The sequence below is a fragment of the Clostridium sp. X genome (assembly GCF_055755365.1).
The window spans coordinates 14,383-32,760 of record NZ_CM146912.1 but is presented as its reverse complement, the minus strand read 5'-3'; the positions used below and the strand labels follow the sequence as shown (position 1 = coordinate 32,760).

Genomic DNA, 18,378 nt, shown 5'->3' with positions numbered 1-18,378 from the left:
AAGAAGGAGAGAAATATCGATATTAAAGAGTTTCCTCCTTTTTAATTCATAAAAAAATATGGGAGGTGTTATAATGGGATGCTGTGGAGGCGGATATAACTATAATAAACATAATCATGAAGAGAAAGGTGAACAGAGGAAAGATAATGATAGAAGAATAATACCAGTATTATTAATTGGTATAGTAGCAATATTAATATATTTTGTTCTTAAATAAAGATGTGTTTATGAATGAACATCTATTTATATTATAAGATCTATTTATATTATTAAGATAAAAAAATACTAACTTCAGAAACAAGAAGTAGTATTTTTTTATATGAGGAGGAAAGTGATGAAAAGTAAACTAATGAAAAGGGTATTAATGTACTTTACATTAATCTACATAATAGTAGTTTCTATACATAAACCAGTTTTTGCCAATCCTACAGCAGAACAACGACAGAATCAAAGATTTGAAATAGAGCAGAAGATAGAAAGTTTAGATATGCAAATTGAAGAGGTAATAGATAAAATAGAAGAAGATAAAAAGCAAATGGATAATATAGAGAAAAATATTAAATTAGCGGAAAAAGAGTTAAGTAAGGCAGAAGAAGATATGAAAATTGAACAAGAGCTATACAATGAGAGAATGAGAGTTATGTATATGAATGGCTCTGTTGGATATTTAGATGTAATTCTTGGAGCAGAAGATTTAAGTGATTTATTTGAAAAAGTAGAAGCAGTTAAAAAAATAACTGAGCTAGATAAAAAAATAGTTAAAGAGTTGAGAGATAAACAAGAAAGCTTAAATAATAAAAAACAAGAGTTAAATAAACAACATAATAGATTAGTAATATTAAATAATGAGAATAATAAAAAGTTAAATAAATTTAAAACTGATAAAAAAGAACAGAGTAAATTGATAGAAGAAGCTGAAAGACAAGAAAGATTATATGCAGTTTCCATAGAAGCTTCACAGAGTGAAATTAATAAAGCTTTAAAGGAAGTAAAATCAAATAACAATACCAAAAAAGACAATAGACTATCAAGGGGAACGACATCGGTTTCGGGTGAAGCAGTAGTTGCTTATGCCTCTAAGTTTTTAGGAACACCTTATCTTTGGGGAGGAACAACACCAGATGGATTTGACTGCTCAGGCTTTACTCAATACGTGTACAAGCAGTTTGGAATATATGTAGGAAGAACAACGAAAAACCAGATATATGATGGTGTTGGAGTCTCAAGAGAAGATCTGCAAATAGGGGATTTGGTGTTTTATGGTAAGGGAGGAATCCCAAGTCATATGGGTATTTATGTAGGTAATGGAATGTATATACACGCTCCAAGAACAGGAGATGTTATTAAAATATCACCTTATAATAGACCAGACTACCTAACTGCTAGAAGGGTTATAAGATAAAGAGATAGACTAGGTCTGTCTCTTTATCTTTAACATTTTAATAAAATTATTTTTGTTTTGTGCAGGAATAAATACTTAAATTAAAAGGATAATAAATATAAAAAAGCAATGAAGAATTTTTGGAATTTTTTACTTCTTCATATAATCTTCATAAGATTTCATTATTATGTACTTATGATAAAAAATTAAATAGGGAGTTGAAATATATGAAAAAGACAAAAAAGATAGTAATGTTAATTGTTTCTTCACTTTTATTATTATTCTTTGTAGGGTGTGGCAGAAAGATAACAGGAAGTAAAGAGGCAGATAATGGACTAGTAGCTTTTAATGAGATTGTTAAGACTTATCCCGATAATAAAGGTTTTCATGCTGCATTACAGCATTGGGGATTTAAGCTTCCAACAGGAGAAAAATTTGAGTGGAGTAAGGATATGTCAGCAAATAAAGCAGATTTTGCTATGGTGATGCTTGCAGACCCACTAGTTAAAGCGGGCTTAGATGTAAATAAGCTTGATAAAGATGAATGGATATATGAACCAGCAGGTAAAGATGATATGGGAGAAGAGTTACCTAATCGTTTAATTAAACCTTATAATGTAAGTGATAAAAAAGAAACTTCAACTGGATCGGAGGATTCTATGAGAAGATTACTAAAAGCAAATACAGAGATGATAAAATATCATGCAGAACAACAGCATTATAGATTATTACTTGGAGAAGGAAATGAAGTTCAGTGGACAGAAAAACTTGGATTAAATGATACTGATATGATATTTATACTTAAAGCTGAGCCACTTGTGAAAGCTGGATTAGATGTAAATAAGCTAGGGGGAAGTGGTTGGACATTTAGGGAAGCAAGTGAGGATAATATGGGAATGGGTGCAAATCCAGATCAAATTGTGAGAATATATGACATAAAGAAATAATGTTTCTAAATAAATATATTCCTCCTTATGGGAGGGATATGATTTTACAAAGAGTCCTCTTGACAATTCCTTATAAAGGTATTACAATACAAGTATACCACCCACCCGGGGTGGGAGGGTAAGGAGGTTAACTTATGAATGAAGAAAGAAGGAAGGCACTAATATCATTAAAAACTTCTAAAGGTCAAATTGAAGGAATTATAAAAATGATAGAAGATGGAAGATATTGTGTTGATATATCTAATCAAATTATTGCAGCACAAGCTCTTTTAAAAAAAGCAAATATGTTAATTTTAAAGCAGCATATGCATCATTGTGTAAAGGATGCTGTACAACAAGACAATGCAGATGAAAAGATAGATGAAATAATAGGTATTTTAGAAAAACTTATTCAAAAATAAATTTTAGGGGGAATATAATATGTTTAAATTTATAAAAAATTATTTTAATAAATCTATAAAGAAAATGGCAAAGGAAAATGAAAAGTCTTTTGGTAATGGCAAGTTAGATTGCTGTGATTTAAATAAGTCTAATAGTGAAGTTAAGAAAGCAGATACTGAAGAAAAATAGGACAATTTAGCCGATAAATAAAGGATGAGAGGTGTGGAGTTTGGAAAAGAGTCTTAAGATAGAAGGAATGACTTGTGCGGCTTGTGCAAAATCTGTAGAAAGAGTCTCAAAGAAACTTCCAGGTGTTACTGAGGCAAATGTAAACTATGCCACAGAAAAACTTAGTGTTAGTTTTGATGATACAAAAGTATCTTTACCAGATATTCAAGCTGCTATTGAAAAGGCAGGATATAAAGCTGTTATTGAGTCAAATACAAAATCACTAAAAATAGAAGGAATGACTTGTGCAGCTTGTGCAAAATCTGTAGAAAGAGCTACAAGAAAGCTAGATGGAGTTATAGAGTCAAATGTAAATTATGCAACAGAGAAATTAAATATAAGCTATGATCCTTCAAAAGTTAGAGTTTCAGACATTAAAAAGTCTATAGAAAAGGCTGGATATAAGGCTGTAGAAGAAGAAACTACTGTAGATGCAGATAAAGAAAGAAAAGAAAAAGAAATAAGTGTACTTTGGAGAAAGTTTATTATATCAGCAATATTTACGGTACCACTTCTTATTATAACTATGGGACATATGTTTGGGGAACCTATTGGATTTAAACTTCCAATGATTATAGATCCTATGATGAATGCTAAGAATTTTGCCTTAATACAATTAGTACTTGTTATACCGGCTATGATAGCTGGATATAAGTTCTTTACAGTAGGTTTTAAATCATTATTTAGAAGAAGTCCAAATATGGATTCTCTAATAGCTATAGGTACTTCTGCAGCATTCTTATATGGAATATTTGCTATAGTGCAGATTTATAGTGGAAATATAGATTATGCTATGGAGTTATACTTTGAGGCCATAGGTGTAATCATAACACTTATATTACTAGGAAAGTATTTAGAATCAGTAACAAAGGGTAAAACATCAGAAGCTATTAAAAAACTTATGGGACTTGCGCCTAAAACAGCTATTATCATAAGAGATGGTAAAGAAATAGAAACTCATATTGAAGAAGTTGAAGTTGGAGATATAATTCTTGTTAAACCAGGTGAGAAAATGCCTGTAGATGGAGAAGTAGTGGAAGGTATAACCTCTGTAGATGAATCAATGCTTACAGGAGAGAGTATGCCAGTAGAAAAGAATATTGGAGATAAAATAATAGGTGCCAGTATCAATAAAAATGGTTCTATAAAGTATAAGGCTACTAAAGTTGGTAAAGATACAGCTTTAGCTCAAATCATAAAGCTAGTAGAAGACGCTCAAGGTTCTAAGGCTCCAATTGCAAAAATGGCAGATATAATTTCAGGATATTTTGTTCCAGTAGTTATAGCAATTGCTATTCTTTCATCCCTTGCTTGGTATATGTCAGGTGAAACTGGAGTATTTGCTCTAACAATATTTATTTCTGTCCTTGTTATTGCTTGTCCTTGTGCCTTGGGTCTTGCAACACCAACTGCAATTATGGTTGGTACAGGTAAAGGAGCAGAATATGGTGTTCTAATAAAGAGTGGAGTTGCTCTAGAAACTGCTTATAAAATAAAGACTATAGTATTTGATAAAACAGGTACTATTACTGAAGGAAAACCAAAGGTTACAGATGTAGTTGTTACTAATGGTATAACAGAGGAATACTTATTACAATTAGCTGCATCAGCAGAAAAAGGATCAGAGCATCCACTTGGAGAAGCTATTGTAAAAGGTGCTGAGGAAAAGGAATTAGAGTTTAAGAAAGTTGATTTCTTTAAAGCTATACCTGGTCATGGTATTGAAGTTAAAATAGATGGTAAAACTATTTTATTAGGAAATAGAAAGCTTATGGTTGAGAGTAATATATCTCTAGAAAGTTTAGAGGAAACTTCACATGAGCTTGCTGGAGAGGGTAAGACTCCAATGTATATATCTATTGAAGGGGAGCTAGCAGGAATTATAGCTGTTGCTGATACAGTAAAAGAAAATAGTAAGAAGGCTATAGAACAGCTTCATAAAATGGGCATTGAAGTTGCAATGATTACTGGGGATAATAAAAGAACTGCGGAAGCTATAGCAAAGCAAGTTGGAATAGATAGAATTTTAGCTGAAGTTCTTCCACAAGATAAAGCAAATGAAGTTAAAAAGCTTCAAGCAGAAGGTAAGAAAGTAGCTATGGTTGGTGATGGTATAAATGATGCTCCAGCTCTAGCACAAGCAGATATAGGTATTGCTATAGGTTCAGGTACAGACGTTGCCATGGAATCAGCAGATATAGTTCTTATGAGAAGTGATCTTATGGATGTACCAACTGCAATACAATTAAGTAAGAAAACTATATTAAATATAAAAGAAAATTTATTTTGGGCATTTGGATATAATACTTTAGGTATACCTGTAGCTATGGGGATATTATATATCTTTGGAGGACCACTCTTAAATCCAATTATAGCAGCAGCGGCTATGAGCTTTAGTTCAGTATCGGTATTGTTAAATGCTCTAAGATTAAAAAGATTTAAACCAGCAAGATAAGCAGATTGCCCAAATCTCTGATTTGGTGCGAGTCACTTACACAGAGTGCTAATTTGGTGTGAATCGCTTACACAGAGTGCTAAGTTAGTTGAGTAAAATAATTAAATATAAATTATATGGAGGTAATAATGATGAAAAAGAAGATATTAGTTGAAGGAATGAGTTGTGGACATTGTGTTAATCATGTTAAGGAGGCATTAACTGAACTTAATGGAGTAACTAATGTAGAAGTAAATTTAGATTCTAAGTCAGCAGTAATCGAAACAAGTGTAGATGTAAAAGATGAAGAGATAAAATTTGCTGTTGAAGATGCAGGATATGATGTAGTAGGAATAGAAGTATTATAATCTAGAAAAGAGCTTCGTAATGAAACCAATAAAAAAATTAGGAATAACAAAATGGGATAAGATAATTATAGTATTTTTGTTACTACTAAGTATTTTCCCAGCAGGAACTTTAATGTTAAAAGAACCTAATAAGGAAAATAGTCAGATTGTTATTGAAGTGGATAATAAAGTTGAGAAAAGTATTTTATTAAATTATGAAGAAAAAAGTGAAATTTATGAGTTTAGTTTTGGTAAAAATATAGGATATATAGAAATTCTAAATGGAAGAGTAAGAATGCTTGAAATGAACAAGGAAATTTGTCCTAATACTGTTTGTTCAGATACAGGATGGATAGATTCAGGTTATCAAAGTATCGTATGCATTCCTAATAAAATCGTGGTTACAATTCAAGGCAATAAAAATGAGGGTATTGACGCTTAAACAAATAAAAGATCTGATATTAAGTTATCAGATCTTTTATTTATTATATAAGAAATACAGTACAAGATAGTAGTATATAGAAGTACCTTTAAATAGTAAATTTAAAGATATTTAATTCTTACTGTTAGATTACTATTCTTTATTTAAAAGGATAAATAAATGCTTTAATATTACTATAAAAATAAATGCAGTTAAAGCAATAATTAGCGTATATTTTTTAAAATGTATTAAAAGAGCATCGCCATATAAGGTTATTAAAATACCTTGTGGCAAATGTCTTATAACTCTGCTAATAATTGCAGCTAAGATAAATTTTCTAAATCCTATGTTAAATATTCCAGAAGATAATACATATGCCTCATAAGGTATTGGAGTAAATGATGATGTTAAAACTGTAATAAATAAGTTTTTACTATATAACTTATTAAGTTTATCAAGATTCTCTTGTGAAATAAATTTATTTAATAGCTGGCTTCCAAAAGTTTTACCTACATAGTATCCAACAATTGATCCTAAAGTAGAAAACAATATTAATATAAATGAATAGAGAAATGCCTTAGAAGGATTTAGTAAAAAAATTGGTATAGAAATAAATTCCATAGGTATGGGTAGAAAAATAGCTTCAGAAAAAGCAACTATAATAATTCCAAGTATACCGTAGTTTATAAGGGTTTCAATAATATAATTCATTTTATTTTACTCCATTATTTTTATTTATCCATATACTATTTTAAAAACAGTATAACATAAAGTTGCATTGATTAAAAATAAGAGTATGACTGTGCAACAAATTGCTCAAGATCTACCTGATGTTCCACAAGCAACTTTATATAGACATCTAAATAGACTTGTAAAGGCTAATGCAATAATTGTGATTCAGGAAAATAAAGTTAGGGGAGTACTTGAAAGAGTATACGGTATCGGTACAAATCCTTTTGAAACTGTAACAAAGAATTTAGATAAGAATAGTAAGGAAGAACACTTAAATCTTTTTTATAATTTTTTAATGGTTTTACTAGGTGATTCCCAAAGATATATAGATATAGAAGGAGCAGATTTAAGAAAAGATGGAGTAAGTTTTAGAAGTGCGGCAGTATATGCAAATGATGAAGAATATAGTGAATTTTTAGGAGACTTAGTAAAAGCCTTTGAGAAGATATTAGATAATGGACCATCACCAGATCGAAATCTAAGAAAAATTTCAACAATAATCATACCTGGTGTAGAAGAGTAAATAAAAGATATTATCATTATCAATAATAATATTATAAAGGAGAACCTAATTATGAGTATAGACTTTATTGAAGAGCAAGTAACTATAAATGGAGATGCAGTATTAAAAGGAATAATGGCTATACCAAGCATTGAAGATGACAAATTACCAGCAGTTCTAATTATTAATGGTTCAGGGAGTGCAGACAGAGATGGGAATATGAAAAAGCCAGCAATGAATGCAAATATTTATAAGGATCTAGCCCATTTCGTTACAAGGCTTGGGCTTATCACTCTTAGATATGATAAAAGAGCTGTAGGGGAAAGTGAAGGAGATCCTCTTACTTTAGGGATGATGGATTTAGTGAATGATATTAATAGTAATATAAAATTTCTACAGAATCACCCAAGGGTAGATAAGGACAAAATTATACTAGTAGGTCACAGTGAAGGATGCATTTTAGCTACTATTGCTAGTAATATGAACCTAGTAGGAGGATTAGTTCTGCTAGCTGGTGCAGGGACTAATATATGGGAACCAATAAAATATCAAAATGCTCAAATCTTAGAAGAAATAAAAACAATGAGGGGATTAAAAGGCTTCTTATTAAGATTAGCGTTAAAGGAAAATAAGATTAAGAAGCAACAACAGAATTTATTTGACAAAATGGTTAATTCTAAAGGAGATACAGTAAGATATAAAGGGAAAAAGATGCCTGCAAAGTGGTTTAGAGAGCACTTTAAATATAGCACTGAAGAAGTGTTAACGCTTTTAAGTAATTCTAAGTGTCCAATACTAGCTATTACCGGAGATAAAGATGTGCAAGCTAATGCAAAGGATTTAAAAAGGCTTCAAAAACTAGAAAAAGATAATATCGAATGTGTAGTTATAGAAAATATGGATCATATGTTAAAGGAATTTACAGGAGAAAAGACAGTCTTAAACCTAATGAAACAATATAAAGAAGAGATATCAAAGCCCATGCATCCAGAGTTGGCTAAGGTGTTAGAACAGTGGCTAGAAAGCTTTGATAAATAGTTAATAACTAAAAAGCGAGATGATCATAATACATGATTATCTCGCTTTTTATTGTAAGTTTTAGATTTTGAAGTTATATTCTAAAATCTTTTTTTCTATAAATAAAGTAAGTAAACATAGTACATATTGCTATTATTATTATAGACAACGGTATATTAGTTATATCAAAACCGCTTTTTATAATATCAGCTGGAACAGCATAATAAAATGGTGAGAAGTATTTTAAAAATTTAAGTACATCTATCATACCAGAGAAAATTCCTAGTAGATAAGTTACAAAGAAAATCCCAATAGATGCAGGCATTGCAAGTCTTAAATGAGGAACTAAAACAGATATTAAAAAGCCTATAGCCATAAATGTAAGACCAACTAACAAGAAGCCAGAAAATAATAATTTAATATCTAGGAGCAAAGTATATATTTCTAGATCTGCTGGTTTTACTATTAAAGAGATTATAATTGATGCAATACCCATTATCATAACAAATAGATAGAATAAAGCTACAGAAGATAAGATTTTCATTGTAACAATCTTAGTTCTGCTTACTGGTTGAGCATAAAGGAATTCTATTGTTCCTTCACTTTCTTCTTTAATAAGAGACTTAGCTCCTAGCATTCCTGCATATATATAGCCAGCAATAACAATATACTGAAAAACATAGGAAAAGTATTGATTTAGTTTCGAAAAGTCAGGAACATCTTTTAAGTTGAAGGCTTCAAGTAGTGCTGGAGGCATAGCATCCATTTTTGTATTTACTAATTCTTGCATTCCACTATCTTTCATGGAAGGAAACATTGACATAAATAGAATAGTAAGTAAAATGCAGATAATACTCCATATAGATAAAGATTTTAGACCTTTTCTAACTTCCATTTTAAAAATATTCATCTATTTACCCTCCATATTATAATAGCTCATAAAAGCTTCAGATAATTTCTTTTCTTCTATTATCAAATCATCTAGCTTATATTTGCTAAGTAGTAAAAGAAGCGTATTTATATCTCGGCTGTAATTGAAAGAAATTTTATTTTCAGTAGTTTCTAAATTCTCAGCACCTATAGAAATAAGTTCTTCTTGGATATTTTTACCCAGAATTAGAGTAACTTTCTTAATCTTTTTATTAATAAAATCTGAAATGTTTCTTACATCAATAATTTTTCCTTCTCTAATTATTGCTACTCTATCACAGAATTCTTCTACTTCTGTAAGATTATGACTTGATAAAAATATAGTTGCTCCTTCTTGCTTTAAGTGAAGTAGGGTATTAAAAAGCTTCTGCTGAATTAGGGGATCTAGGCCATTAGTTGGTTCATCAAGAATTAGTAATTTAGGCTTATGGATAAGGGCTTGAACAATGGCTACCTTCTTTTTATTTCCAAGAGATAACTCAGAAATGTTTTTTTCAAGCTCCACACCAAAGGTTTTACATAGTTCATCAACATAGCTTTTATCAATATTTTCACGAAAAGACATAGCATAATTTATAAGTTCTTTAACTTGCATAGTATCATAATATTTTACTTCACTTGGAACGTATCCAATATCTTTCTTGATTTTAATAGGTTCAGTAACACAATCTAAATCAAAGATTCGTGCATCTCCAGAGTTTGGAAAAATAAGATTTAATAGAACTTTTATAGTTGTTGACTTTCCAGCTCCATTTGGACCGATAAAGCCAAAGATTTCTCCTTTATTAACGCTAAGATTTACATTTTCTATTCCACGGTTTTTTCCATAAGATTTTGTAAGATTTTTTATTTCAATAACGCTCATTTTTTTACCTCCTATATAACTCAAAGTTTAAAAATTAAATTACTATTTTCCTAAAATGAGTTTAATAATGTTAGTTAATATTTTTTCTTTGTTTGTATATTTTCAACTTATTATTTAACTGTTCACCAGTAATTTTATAATAAACATATAATGAAAAGCTTATGGATAAATATAAAAATATATAAGCAAGGGTAAATACTAATAAAGTATGAGGCTTTGAAATACTAATCCACTTTAGCATATATGCTGATATAAATAGTGTTATATAACATAATAAAAAGTTGAGAACTAATTTTGATTTTGAGGAAAATTTAGTAAATATGAATTCTCCAAAAGTTAAATAGTAAATGAAAGTAAGTAATATAGTTATTAATACAAACTGCCATATAATAATAAACTCCATAGAACTATTACCAAGAATCATATTTACTATGGTATATAAAAGAATTGCTGCGGTAAAAATTAATCCCCATACAAATTTAAATTGGACAATTAATTCAATATGTTTTTTCATATAAATTCCTCCATTACAATCCTAAAATTTCTTTGAGAACAGGTACATATTGTCTTGAAACAATTAGTTTTTCATCATTTTCTAGAAGTACTTCTAATCTACCGTTGAATTTTGGAGATAATCTTTTAATTTTTGATATATTAATTACTGTTGACTTACTTGCTCTAAAGAAATCATATTTAGCTAGTTTTTCTTCTACTTCGTATAATTTTAAATGTGTTTTAAATACTTTAGATTTTGTATAAATAAAAGTTTTTTTATCAACACTATCAAAATAAAAAATATCAACTATGTCTATAATGTGAGTAGTTCCATTTAGTATTCCATGAAACTTTTCTTCGGGTCCCTTAAGCATAGAAATCAATTTTTGAACGTCTTTATTATCTGGATTACATTTAATTATTATTTCAGTTTCTATTTGATTAGGAGACTCATCTATAGTTATTTTCACTTCCATACCTCCTATAAAAGCTTACTATAATAACAATATAAGCCTTAGTATTTATTAAGTAAATAGCTAGAGAATTAAGTTACACTATATGAATACTAAGTTGCATAAGTAATGTAGTAGTTAAGAGAATGGTAATTTTTAATAAAAAAATAAAGTATATTGACAAATGTTATTAATATGTTAAAATTATTTCAGTATTATTCAATAATTTTTAAGTTTCTTAAAAATATAATACTAAATTAATTTTAACATTCAAAATGGGGGTATTATTTATGAAGGGAATAAACGGAGCAGATACTGCATTTATGATTTTTGCAGTAGCGTCAGTTATGCTAATGACACCAGCATTGTCATTATTTTATGGTGGAATGGTTAGAAAAAAGAATGTATTAAGTACTACTATGCATAGTTACGCAGCTATGGCAATAGTATCAATCCAATGGATATTAATTGGATATACTTTATGTTTTGGAACTGATATTGGAGGATTTATAGGAAATCTTAAGTTTTTAGGTTTAGATGGAGTAGGATTTGCAGCCAATCCAGAGTATGCAGCTACTATTCCACACCAACTTTTTATGCTATTTCAGCTTATGTTTGCAATAATAACACCAGCTTTAATATCAGGAGCTATAGCAGAGAGAATGAAATTCATTCCATTTGTAATTTTCATTTTACTTTGGACAACCTTAGTTTATGATCCAGTTGCTCACTGGGTATGGGGTATTGGTGGTTGGATAAGAGAATTAGGAGCTTTAGACTTTGCAGGAGGAAATGTTATTCATATTACCTCTGGTATATCTGGACTTGTAATTGCATTGATGTTAGGTAAGAGAAAAGATATGGGAGAGGTGACACCTCATAGTCTACCTATGACAGTGTTAGGAGCAGGATTATTGTGGTTTGGATGGTTTGGATTTAATGCTGGAAGTGCATTAGGTATAAATGACATAACATTAACTGCATTTATAACAACTAATACTTCAGCAGCGGCAGGAGCTATAGGGTGGAGTTTGTGTGAATTGCATGAAAGAAAAAAAATAACTTCTTTAGGTATTGTTAGTGGAGTTATAGCGGGACTTGTATCGATAACTCCAGGAGCAGGTTTTGTAAGTCCACTATCAGCTATATTAATAGGACTTTCTGGAGGAGCTATATGTTTCTTCTCGGTAACAGTTATGAAGAAGAAATTTAAATATGATGATGCATTAGATGCTTTTGGATGTCATGGAGTTGGGGGAATATGGGGTGGAATAGCTACTGGAATATTTGCTTCAAAGGCTATAAATCCAGACGGAGCTGATGGATTATTATATGGAAATATAAAATTATTAGGAGTTCAGATAGTTTCGATAGTAGTTACTATAGCATTTGCAGCTGTAATGACATTTATTATTATAAAATTAATAAGTATGTTTATGAAGATAAGAGTAAGTGAGGAAGATGAACATATAGGATTAGATGTTTCTGAACATGCAGAAGAAGCCTATGGAACTATAAGCGCATAGATAAAAAAGGAAGTTGCAGACAACTTCCTTTTTTACTATATAAAGACTAAATAATCATTAATGTATTATTCGGCGTCACATTCACAAACACCAGTATATTCTAAGGATAGACCTATATTTACTTGCAAGTATGAGCCACATGAATCTTCTATTTTACGAACTATAAAAAATGCAAAATTCCAATCTACGCAAGGTAACTCTTTAGGACAAGGAGTAGGGCAACAAGCATGACCTATAACTTCATTTACGGGAGTTATGGTGTTACAACATGAATGAGAATTTACAGGGAAACAACATCCCCTTATTGGAGAAACTGGTGCGCTTACAGAAAAATTAATATCGAGAGTGTAAATAGATTTGTGTAAATTCAAATCTATTTACACTCTTTTTGTATGTGCAGCTGGTATTTATGGAAATAATAACTATAAAATATTTTTTAGAAAGGAATAAAAAAATGAGAGAAATACAAATGCCAGATATAGACTTAAATAAAGAACTATCAAAATGCAAAAATATGGAGGATCTTATAGGAAAGAATGGATTAATGCAAAGAATATTTGGAAATGTAATTCAACAGTTTTTAGAAGTAGAAATGGATGAACACTTACAAAGAAATAAATATGAAAGAACTGAAAATTCAACTAAGAATTATAGAAATGGTCATAGTAAGAAAACTGTTAAAATAAGCTTCGGAGATGTAGATATTGATATACCAAGAGATAGAAATGCAGAGTTTGAACCACATATTATAAAGAAGCATAAAACTGTCTGTAATGAACTTGATAAAAAGATTATAGGACTATATGCCCGTGGAATGTATACAAGAGACATCCAATCTGAGCTCGAAGAGCTTTATGGAATAGATGTATCCCCTGCTATGATTTCAAAGATTACGGATAAGATAATAGATACGGCGGTATCCTGGCAGAATAGAGATTTAGATCCTCTTTATCCAATAGTGTATATGGATGCGATACACTATCGTGTAAAAGAAGAATCTAAAATTGTATCTAAGGCAGCTTATATATGTATGTAGTTAGATATGAGAGGTTATAAGGATATTCTAGGCATATGGATAGGTGAACAGGAGGGAGCTAAGTTCTGGCTATCTGTATGTAATGATCTAAAAAATCGAGGTGTAAAAGATATATTAATAGCATGCATGGATGGACTAAAAGGTTTGCCGGAGGCTATTAAAACTGTATTTCCAAATGTTAATATCCAAAATTGCATAATACACCAAATCAGAAATTCAATGAAATATATAGCATCAAAAGATACTAAAGCATTTATGAAAGATCTCAAATGTGTTTATAAAGCATCTACAGAAGAAGTAGCATTAAGAGAATTAGATAGATTAGAAGATACATGGGCGATAAGTATTATATTGTTATTAAGTCATGGAAAAACAATTGGGAGAATTTATCCACATACTTTGATTTTTCACCTGAAATCCGAAGGATAATTTATACTACAAATGCTCTGGAAGGATTTAATAGGCAACTTAGAAAATTTACAAAAACTAAAACCATGTTTCCTACGGAAGATTCTTTAAGAAAATCTTTATATTTAGCTACAGAGCAAATTATGAAGAAGTGGATTTCACCAGTTCAAAATTGGTCTAGCACATTAGCTCAGTTAACTATAATGCTTGATGATAGAGTAGAACTCTAAAATGTAAAACAAAAACTTGTCCTTTTTTAATAATTATGAATAATATTAACATTTTTACAAATAATAAGATTAGAAATAGCTACACTATCCCAGTATTAGTAATACCCAAAAGAAATAAAAATTACTACTAAGAATAATCTCAGCAGTAATTTCCAACTATAAAAATCTTATCTTTATTAATTTACACAAAATAATTTACATTCTCGTTACTTCAAGTGGATGATTAAACTGTGTATTAATGTAGATAGGTTGGTATTTCTTTAATATATTAAGGAGATTTTCTGTAATTCGTTGTGGCAAGGTGACGGGCACTCTTGTCCCCAGTCTAATATAATCAACTGTAGGAATATTATATATCTCTCCAATAAGCCAATCAAGAGTAGCATCAGATAACATTAACGCATCTCCACCGGTTATTAAGACATCTCGTATTTCGGGGTTATTTCTAATATACTCAATAGATTCTTTTAAAGCACACTGAGAGGTATCTATATCATTAGTTTTAATATTTCTTCTTCTTTGACAATGTCTACAGAAAGAGGGACATATATTGGTTACATTAATAATAAGTCTATCTGGATATCTTCTAGTTATTGCCCCGGCAGGATTGGTATACTCTTCTGCCATAGGATCTGAAGAACCAATCTCATTAAGCTCAAATATTGTAGGAATAGATTGGAGCTTTACTGGATTATATTTATCTTCATTATCAATCAAAGCGCAGTAGTATGGAGAGATACCCCATCTATAGTTTTTTTCAACCTTTTTAATATTTTCTATTTCTGAAGCACTTAAATTTATTATCTGTGATAACAATTCTACATTACATATCCTATTTCTAATTTGCCACTCCCAGTTATTCCAATCATCCTCATTGGCATGTAATATAGAGAGGATTTTTTCTTTCTTAGCTCTTATTTTTTCTTCTTGCTTATCAGACATACCTCTTGGTATTTTTTCTTTTACAATAAGATAATCTGATATTCTATTTTTAAATTCCTTAGCCCGTGCCAAGGAGACTTTTCGTTTATCATCATTATTATGCATAAATTACCTCCTGCTACTAATTAGGTGAAATTAAGAGTATCACTAATATAATATGTTTTTCAAAATATATGGTAACAAGTAAAATTATATTAAAGAGTATTTCTTCACCAAAGAACTTTTTCTCGAATATTATGAAAGGGAAATGAAACAATGGTAAATAAGTCTTAAACCCACTTATTTTAAGTTAAGGAGAAGGGAATAATGATTAAAAGTATAGTTAATTTAACTTAAAAGGCCTTTAAGAGTAATTGTGGAAGAGATGATATTATAACTTTGCCTTTTGAAATATATAGACAAGTAAAAGAAGATTTTAAGATAACATTAAAAGTAGGTATGATAGAAAAGAAAGTGCAGTGTTATGTTAATAACACAAGTGATCATATTGAACTTCCAAATAAACTTTTAGAGCATCTAGGATTAGTTGCAAATAAAGTAGTCAATTTAATGATAAAGGAAGAGAAAATTTGCATTGGGCCAGTTATAGGAATTTTCGTAAGTAACGGAGAAGTAGAAAAAGCCAATTTACAAAATCCTAATTTTAGATGGATAGAAACAATGAAGGCGAATAAAGAGGTTAATGCGATAGTATACTTTTTTTCAGTGAAGGATGTAGATTTTACTCAAAACAAAATAAGTGGGTCTTATTTTAATGAAGAAGATAATTTGTGGGAACAAAAATACTTTCCCTATCCAGATGTATTGTATGATAGAGGAGGGGGAAAGGTAAAGACTCAAAAAACAATATCAGACTATATAAGGAAGGAACTTTCACTAAGTGGTAAGTTAATGAAGATTAATTCAAATTATTCCTTTGATAAGTGGGAGATACATGAGAAACTTTTAAAATATAAAAAATAGTATTTTCTTTACCACAAACTATTCTATATTCTAGTACGGAAGGCTTAATTAAAATGTTAAATATATCCCCAAAAATATATATAAAAGACTGTTTGAGCAATAATGGTATAAGAGTGGCAAGGCTAGACAAGGTTTCAGATGATGATTATGAGTTAAGTTATTTTTTTAATGAAACACTTAAGTATAATTTGAAGTCTATAGAAGAAGTTGTAGAAAAGATTGACGGGATATTTCAAAGTGAGAGAGTTATAATGCAAAGTGCTATCAATGTACTTGAAATAAAAAGAGGTAATGTAGATATGACAGCTATAATTCAAAAAGATGGAAGTGGTAATCTAGGGGTTAGAGCTTTCTTAGTAAGAATGGGAAAAGAAGAATGCCCTATTACAAGTATAAGGTCAGGCTCCTCAGTTTATACTATGGATAATTTTTTAAAGGAATTTTATAACTATTCAAGAGTAGAAATAAGTGAAATTAAAAATCAAATTAGTGAATTCTTAATAACTACTTTTAAGTGCATAGAAGAGGCATATGGAGAATTTGGAGAAATAGGAATAGACTTTGCAATAGATAAAGAGTGGAAATTATGGTTTGTAAAATTTAATGCAAAACCAGGAAAAGAGATAGTACATTTGTCCAGTGATGATGCTGGGGTAAGAGGAGTGTTTTTAAATCCATTAGAGTTTGGCAAATATTTATGGAAAAATTCATAAATAATATTAACATATCCTTAAGAATTTTTTAATCACTAGTTCCTAATGGTTATACCCATTAGAGACTAGTGATTAGAGAGTTTAATGATTTTAAACAGTAAAGTTATTAAACTCCTTAGCTAGTTTTTCAAAAGCAGAAATAGATCTTTCAATCATATCAAATTTTACACAGTAAGACATTCTAAAATATCCAGGACACCCAAAACCACTGCCTGGTACTAGTAAAAGATTATATTTCATAGCTCTTTTTACAAATTCTACATCATCATCTATTAGTGATTTAGGGAAAAGGTAAAAAGCGCCTTGAGGTTTTATACATTCAAATCCAAGTTTTGTAAGATTGTCGTATAAGAAGTTTCTTCTTTTTTCATATTCAGAGATATCAACTTTAGATTCTAAAGCATCTCCAATAACCTTTTGAAATAATCCCGGAGCATTAACAAAGCCAAGAGTACGGTTACAGAAGCTTAGAGCAGCTATAAGGGTATTTACCTCTTTAATTCTACTGCTGGCAGCTATATACCCTATTCTCTCACCAGCAAGACCAAGGGATTTACTAAAGGAATTTACTATAATAGCATTTTCAAAAATAGATAGCATGCTAGAGAGCTTAATATTATCGTAAATTATTTCTTTGTAAGGTTCATCGGATATAACAAAAATAGTTGCGTTATATTCTTTTTCTTTCTCTTTTAATATATTTGCAATAGATCTAAGAGTTTCTTCACTGTATATGATACCACTTGGATTATTTGGATTATTGATTATTATGGCTTTTGTTTTAGGAGTAATACTGTTCTTAAAAGCTTCTAAGTTCGGCTCAAAGGTACTAGTATCTGGTGGTACAACTACTGTCTTACCTCCATGATTATCAGCATAGAAACTATATTCTACAAAGTAGGGTGCAAATACGATAATATCATCATCTGGATTTAAAATTGATTTTAAAACAACATTTAATCCGCCAGCTGCCCCAACTGTCATTATAATGTTATCTGATGAAAGTGGAATTCCACTCTCTCTTTGTAATAAATTAGATATTTTTTCTCTTACCTCAGGATAACCAGCATTATTCATATATCTATGTAATCCTTGTTCTCCATTAAGTATATGTTTCTTTAATGATTCAAGAACTTCTACAGGAGGCTCGGCATAAGGGTTTCCAAGGCTATAATCATAAACATTATCTGCTCCATACTTATCTGCAAGTCTTGTACCTTCTTCAAACATCAATCTTATCCAGGAAGAGTTTGTTAGGTTATTTATTATTTTTTTAGAAAACATACAATCGCCCCTTTATTGCTTTTATTTGTATAAATATAAAAAAAGTATTTACAATATTGTAAGACAAAAAAGTGATTTGTGCTATATAAATTTTAATTTCCTATAATCAGTATATAATTTATATTTAGATGAAAGATTACTAGT

21 protein-coding genes and 1 pseudogene are annotated in these 18,378 nt (G+C 29.9%); 14 read left to right on the top strand and 8 right to left on the bottom strand.

Annotated elements, in window-relative coordinates; translation table 11 throughout:
• The first annotated feature begins 73 nt into the window (after nucleotides 1-73).
• The 8 genes from ACX0KU_RS00180 to ACX0KU_RS00145 all read left to right on the top strand — a co-directional run bounded on the left by ACX0KU_RS00180 (nucleotide 74) and on the right by ACX0KU_RS00145 (nucleotide 6,160).
• Nucleotides 74-217 (top strand): hypothetical protein, encoded by a 144-nt coding sequence (locus tag ACX0KU_RS00180; RefSeq protein WP_472990934.1) that lies wholly within the window; start codon nucleotides 74-76, stop codon nucleotides 215-217.
• Nucleotides 218-334: 117 nt separating this feature from the next.
• A complete protein-coding gene (locus tag ACX0KU_RS00175; RefSeq protein WP_472990933.1) occupies nucleotides 335-1,402 on the top strand; it encodes a C40 family peptidase in 1,068 nt (355 codons plus the stop codon).
• Nucleotides 1,403-1,608: 206 nt separating this feature from the next.
• Complete coding sequence (locus tag ACX0KU_RS00170) at nucleotides 1,609-2,328, top strand: hypothetical protein (protein WP_472990932.1); 720 nt, start codon at nucleotides 1,609-1,611, stop codon at nucleotides 2,326-2,328.
• A gap of 134 nt (nucleotides 2,329-2,462) precedes the next feature.
• On the top strand, nucleotides 2,463-2,729 hold the full coding sequence (locus tag ACX0KU_RS00165) for a metal-sensing transcriptional repressor (RefSeq protein WP_472990931.1): 267 nt from the start codon (nucleotides 2,463-2,465) through the stop codon (nucleotides 2,727-2,729).
• Between the two features lie 19 nt (nucleotides 2,730-2,748).
• Nucleotides 2,749-2,898: an LDCC motif putative metal-binding protein gene (locus ACX0KU_RS00160; protein ID WP_472990930.1), complete on the top strand. Its 150-nt coding sequence runs from the start codon at nucleotides 2,749-2,751 to the stop codon at nucleotides 2,896-2,898.
• Nucleotides 2,899-2,938: 40 nt separating this feature from the next.
• A complete protein-coding gene (locus ACX0KU_RS00155) occupies nucleotides 2,939-5,392 on the top strand; it encodes a heavy metal translocating P-type ATPase (RefSeq protein WP_472990929.1) in 2,454 nt (817 codons plus the stop codon).
• Between the two features lie 131 nt (nucleotides 5,393-5,523).
• Nucleotides 5,524-5,739, top strand: coding sequence for a heavy-metal-associated domain-containing protein (locus ACX0KU_RS00150; protein WP_472990928.1), 216 nt, complete (start codon nucleotides 5,524-5,526; stop codon nucleotides 5,737-5,739).
• A 19-nt stretch (nucleotides 5,740-5,758) separates the two neighbouring features.
• Nucleotides 5,759-6,160 carry a NusG domain II-containing protein gene (locus ACX0KU_RS00145; RefSeq protein WP_472990927.1) on the top strand — a complete coding sequence of 134 codons (402 nt, stop codon included), beginning with the start codon at nucleotides 5,759-5,761 and terminating at the stop codon, nucleotides 6,158-6,160.
• A gap of 132 nt (nucleotides 6,161-6,292) precedes the next feature.
• Here the strand turns inward: ACX0KU_RS00145 and ACX0KU_RS00140 are convergent, their stop codons facing one another.
• On the bottom strand, nucleotides 6,293-6,850 hold the full coding sequence (locus tag ACX0KU_RS00140) for a YqaA family protein (protein ID WP_472990926.1): 558 nt from the start codon (nucleotides 6,848-6,850) through the stop codon (nucleotides 6,293-6,295).
• A 67-nt stretch (nucleotides 6,851-6,917) separates the two neighbouring features.
• Here ACX0KU_RS00140 and ACX0KU_RS00135 point away from each other — a divergent pair, with 67 nt between their 5' ends.
• Both ACX0KU_RS00135 and ACX0KU_RS00130 read left to right on the top strand, forming a co-directional pair.
• Complete coding sequence (locus tag ACX0KU_RS00135; RefSeq protein ID WP_472990925.1) at nucleotides 6,918-7,394, top strand: helix-turn-helix domain-containing protein; 477 nt, start codon at nucleotides 6,918-6,920, stop codon at nucleotides 7,392-7,394.
• A gap of 51 nt (nucleotides 7,395-7,445) precedes the next feature.
• Entirely contained in the window at nucleotides 7,446-8,411 is a 966-nt protein-coding gene (locus ACX0KU_RS00130; RefSeq protein ID WP_472990924.1) for an alpha/beta hydrolase, read from the top strand.
• A gap of 73 nt (nucleotides 8,412-8,484) precedes the next feature.
• On the opposite strand, the gene ACX0KU_RS00125 is transcribed toward ACX0KU_RS00130, so the two are convergent.
• The 4 genes from ACX0KU_RS00125 to ACX0KU_RS00110 all read right to left on the bottom strand — a co-directional run bounded on the left by ACX0KU_RS00125 (nucleotide 8,485) and on the right by ACX0KU_RS00110 (nucleotide 11,156).
• Nucleotides 8,485-9,300: an ABC transporter permease subunit gene (locus ACX0KU_RS00125; protein ID WP_472990923.1), complete on the bottom strand. Its 816-nt coding sequence runs from the start codon at nucleotides 9,298-9,300 to the stop codon at nucleotides 8,485-8,487.
• Complete coding sequence (locus ACX0KU_RS00120) at nucleotides 9,301-10,185, bottom strand: ABC transporter ATP-binding protein (RefSeq protein ID WP_472990922.1); 885 nt, start codon at nucleotides 10,183-10,185, stop codon at nucleotides 9,301-9,303.
• A 70-nt stretch (nucleotides 10,186-10,255) separates the two neighbouring features.
• Nucleotides 10,256-10,699, bottom strand: a complete 444-nt coding sequence (locus ACX0KU_RS00115; RefSeq protein ID WP_472990921.1) for a DUF3021 family protein — start codon at nucleotides 10,697-10,699, stop codon at nucleotides 10,256-10,258.
• A gap of 13 nt (nucleotides 10,700-10,712) precedes the next feature.
• The gene (locus ACX0KU_RS00110) at nucleotides 10,713-11,156 is read right to left on the bottom strand and encodes a LytTR family DNA-binding domain-containing protein (RefSeq protein WP_472990920.1); all 444 of its coding nucleotides are present in this window, start codon (nucleotides 11,154-11,156) and stop codon (nucleotides 10,713-10,715) included.
• Between the two features lie 266 nt (nucleotides 11,157-11,422).
• Here ACX0KU_RS00110 and ACX0KU_RS00105 point away from each other — a divergent pair, with 266 nt between their 5' ends.
• Nucleotides 11,423-12,658 (top strand): ammonium transporter, encoded by a 1,236-nt coding sequence (locus ACX0KU_RS00105; RefSeq protein ID WP_472990919.1) that lies wholly within the window; start codon nucleotides 11,423-11,425, stop codon nucleotides 12,656-12,658.
• 65 nt (nucleotides 12,659-12,723) lie between these two features.
• Here ACX0KU_RS00105 and ACX0KU_RS00100 read toward each other — a convergent pair whose 3' ends face one another.
• On the bottom strand, nucleotides 12,724-13,029 hold the full coding sequence (locus tag ACX0KU_RS00100; RefSeq protein ID WP_472990918.1) for a hypothetical protein: 306 nt from the start codon (nucleotides 13,027-13,029) through the stop codon (nucleotides 12,724-12,726).
• An 83-nt stretch (nucleotides 13,030-13,112) separates the two neighbouring features.
• On the opposite strand from ACX0KU_RS00100, the pseudogene ACX0KU_RS00095 reads away from it, so the two are divergent.
• Nucleotides 13,113-14,332, top strand: a pseudogene (locus ACX0KU_RS00095) (IS256 family transposase).
• Between the two features lie 195 nt (nucleotides 14,333-14,527).
• On the opposite strand, the gene ACX0KU_RS00090 reads toward ACX0KU_RS00095, so the two are convergent.
• Complete coding sequence (locus ACX0KU_RS00090; protein WP_472990917.1) at nucleotides 14,528-15,379, bottom strand: KamA family radical SAM protein; 852 nt, start codon at nucleotides 15,377-15,379, stop codon at nucleotides 14,528-14,530.
• Nucleotides 15,380-15,652: 273 nt separating this feature from the next.
• Here ACX0KU_RS00090 and ACX0KU_RS00085 point away from each other — a divergent pair, with 273 nt between their 5' ends.
• Both ACX0KU_RS00085 and ACX0KU_RS00080 read left to right on the top strand, forming a co-directional pair.
• Entirely contained in the window at nucleotides 15,653-16,237 is a 585-nt protein-coding gene (locus ACX0KU_RS00085; RefSeq protein ID WP_472990916.1) for a hypothetical protein, read from the top strand.
• The gene (locus ACX0KU_RS00080; protein ID WP_472992478.1) at nucleotides 16,234-16,950 is read left to right on the top strand and encodes a YheC/YheD family protein; all 717 of its coding nucleotides are present in this window, start codon (nucleotides 16,234-16,236) and stop codon (nucleotides 16,948-16,950) included. Before ACX0KU_RS00085 ends, ACX0KU_RS00080 begins: the two co-directional genes overlap by 4 nt.
• Nucleotides 16,951-17,040: 90 nt before the next feature.
• On the opposite strand, the gene ACX0KU_RS00075 is transcribed toward ACX0KU_RS00080, so the two are convergent.
• On the bottom strand, nucleotides 17,041-18,234 hold the full coding sequence (locus ACX0KU_RS00075) for a pyridoxal phosphate-dependent aminotransferase (protein WP_472990915.1): 1,194 nt from the start codon (nucleotides 18,232-18,234) through the stop codon (nucleotides 17,041-17,043).
• Nucleotides 18,235-18,378: the final 144 nt, after the last annotated feature.

Excerpts from the sequence above, each read along its gene's own strand:
- ACX0KU_RS00180 (WP_472990934.1), top strand. The coding sequence starts at position 74 with ATGGGATGCTGTGGAGGCGGATATAACTATAATAAACATAATCATGAA.
- ACX0KU_RS00175 (WP_472990933.1), top strand. The coding sequence starts at position 335 with ATGAAAAGTAAACTAATGAAAAGGGTATTAATGTACTTTACATTAATC.
- ACX0KU_RS00170 (WP_472990932.1), top strand. The coding sequence starts at position 1,609 with ATGAAAAAGACAAAAAAGATAGTAATGTTAATTGTTTCTTCACTTTTA.
- ACX0KU_RS00165 (WP_472990931.1), top strand. The coding sequence starts at position 2,463 with ATGAATGAAGAAAGAAGGAAGGCACTAATATCATTAAAAACTTCTAAA.
- ACX0KU_RS00160 (WP_472990930.1), top strand. The coding sequence starts at position 2,749 with ATGTTTAAATTTATAAAAAATTATTTTAATAAATCTATAAAGAAAATG.
- ACX0KU_RS00150 (WP_472990928.1), top strand. The coding sequence starts at position 5,524 with ATGAAAAAGAAGATATTAGTTGAAGGAATGAGTTGTGGACATTGTGTT.
- ACX0KU_RS00145 (WP_472990927.1), top strand. The coding sequence starts at position 5,759 with ATGAAACCAATAAAAAAATTAGGAATAACAAAATGGGATAAGATAATT.
- ACX0KU_RS00140 (WP_472990926.1), bottom strand. The coding sequence starts at position 6,850 with ATGAATTATATTATTGAAACCCTTATAAACTACGGTATACTTGGAATT.
- ACX0KU_RS00130 (WP_472990924.1), top strand. The coding sequence starts at position 7,446 with ATGAGTATAGACTTTATTGAAGAGCAAGTAACTATAAATGGAGATGCA.
- ACX0KU_RS00125 (WP_472990923.1), bottom strand. The coding sequence starts at position 9,300 with ATGAATATTTTTAAAATGGAAGTTAGAAAAGGTCTAAAATCTTTATCT.
- ACX0KU_RS00120 (WP_472990922.1), bottom strand. The coding sequence starts at position 10,185 with ATGAGCGTTATTGAAATAAAAAATCTTACAAAATCTTATGGAAAAAAC.
- ACX0KU_RS00115 (WP_472990921.1), bottom strand. The coding sequence starts at position 10,699 with ATGAAAAAACATATTGAATTAATTGTCCAATTTAAATTTGTATGGGGA.
- ACX0KU_RS00110 (WP_472990920.1), bottom strand. The coding sequence starts at position 11,156 with ATGGAAGTGAAAATAACTATAGATGAGTCTCCTAATCAAATAGAAACT.
- ACX0KU_RS00105 (WP_472990919.1), top strand. The coding sequence starts at position 11,423 with ATGAAGGGAATAAACGGAGCAGATACTGCATTTATGATTTTTGCAGTA.
- ACX0KU_RS00090 (WP_472990917.1), bottom strand. The coding sequence starts at position 15,379 with ATGCATAATAATGATGATAAACGAAAAGTCTCCTTGGCACGGGCTAAG.
- ACX0KU_RS00075 (WP_472990915.1), bottom strand. The coding sequence starts at position 18,234 with ATGTTTTCTAAAAAAATAATAAATAACCTAACAAACTCTTCCTGGATA.